Source organism: Paraburkholderia sp. EG304 (assembly GCF_046543485.1).
Lineage (GTDB): Bacteria > Pseudomonadota > Gammaproteobacteria > Burkholderiales > Burkholderiaceae > Paraburkholderia > Paraburkholderia youngii.
The window spans coordinates 2,501-4,433 of record NZ_JBKGUA010000143.1 but is presented as its reverse complement, the minus strand read 5'-3'; the positions used below and the strand labels follow the sequence as shown (position 1 = coordinate 4,433).

1 rRNA gene (only partly in view) is annotated in these 1,933 nt (G+C 52.9%); it reads right to left on the bottom strand.

The features are described from left to right. A 23S ribosomal RNA gene (locus ACLFKU_RS42465) occupies positions 1–1,933 on the bottom strand; its annotated part runs 181 nt beyond the window's last position; the annotation flags it as partial.

Here is a 1,933-nt window from a genome sequence, read left to right as displayed (position 1 = left end):
GTTTCATAGCCTCCCACCTATCCTACACAGACGAACTCAACGTTCAGTGTAAAGCTATAGTAAAGGTTCACGGGGTCTTTCCGTCTTGCCACGGGAACGCTGCATCTTCACAGCGATTTCAATTTCACTGAGTCTCGGGTGGAGACAGCGCCGCTGTCGTTACGCCATTCGTGCAGGTCGGAACTTACCCGACAAGGAATTTCGCTACCTTAGGACCGTTATAGTTACGGCCGCCGTTTACTGGGGCTTCGATCAAGAGCTTCGCCTTGCGGCTGACCCCATCAATTAACCTTCCAGCACCGGGCAGGCGTCACACCCTATACGTCCACTTTCGTGTTTGCAGAGTGCTGTGTTTTTGATAAACAGTCGCAGCGGCCTGGTTACTGCGGCCCTCTTCAGCTATAGCTCGCATGAGCCACCAAAAAGGGCGCACCTTCTCCCGAAGTTACGGTGCCATGTTGCCTAGTTCCTTCACCCGAGTTCTCTCAAGCGCCTGAGAATTCTCATCCTACCCACCTGTGTCGGTTTACGGTACGGTCTGCGTAAGCTGAAGCTTAGGAGCTTTTCCTGGAAGCGTGGTATCAGTGACTTCGCCTTAAAGGCTCGTCTCGGTGCTCGGTCTTAAAGGATCCCGGATTTGCCAAAGATCCAAACCTACCGCCTTTCCCCCGGACAACCAACGCCGGGTACACCTAACCTTCTCCGTCCCTCCATCGCACTTACGCGAGGTGCAGGAATATTAACCTGCTTCCCATCGACTACGACTTTCGTCCTCGCCTTAGGGGCCGACTCACCCTGCGCCGATTAACGTTGCGCAAGGAAACCTTGGGCTTTCGGCGTGCGGGTTTTTCACCCGCATTATCGTTACTCATGTCAGCATTCGCACTTCCGATACCTCCAGCAGACTTCTCAATCCACCTTCAACGGCTTACGGAACGCTCCTCTACCGCGTACATATAAATATGCACACCCCAAGCTTCGGTTCACTGCTTAGCCCCGTTAAATCTTCCCCGCAGACCGACTCGACCAGTGAGCTATTACGCTTTCTTTAAAGGGTGGCTGCTTCTAAGCCAACCTCCTGGCTGTCTGTGCCTTTCCACATGGTTTTCCACTTAGCAGTGAATTTGGGACCTTAGCTGTGGGTCTGGGTTGTTTCCCTTTTCACGACGGACGTTAGCACCCGCCGTGTGTCTCCCATACAGTCCGTCTCGGTATTCGGAGTTTGCAATGGTTTGGTAAGTCGCGATGACCCCCTAGCCATAACAGTGCTCTACCCCCGAGAGGATACATATGAGGCGCTACCTAAATAGCTTTCGAGGAGAACCAGCTATCTCCGGGTTCGATTAGCTTTTCACTCCTAATCACAGCTCATCCCCGTCTTTTGCAACAGACGTGGGTTCGGGCCTCCAGTACCTGTTACGGCACCTTCACCCTGGCCATGACTAGATCACCCGGTTTCGGGTCTACTGCCCGCGACTATGCGCCCTTATCAGACTCGGTTTCCCTTCGCCTCCCCTATACGGTTAAGCTTGCCACGAACAGTAAGTCGCTGACCCATTATACAAAAGGTACGCAGTCACTCTTTCGAGCTCCTACTGCTTGTACGCACACGGTTTCAGGATCTATTTCACTCCCCTCTCCGGGGTTCTTTTCGCCTTTCCCTCACGGTACTGGTTCACTATCGGTCGGTCAGTAGTATTTAGCCTTGGAGGATGGTCCCCCCATGTTCAGACAGGGTTTCACGTGCCCCGCCCTACTCGTCTTCACTGGAGTGGCCCTTTTAAATACAGGGCTATCACCTTCTATGGCCAGCCGTTCCAGGCTGTTTTTCTAGAACCATTCCAGCTTAAGGGCTAGTCCCCGTTCGCTCGTCGCTACTCAGGGAATCTCGGTTGATTTCTTTTCCTCTGGTTACTTAGATATTTCAGTTCAC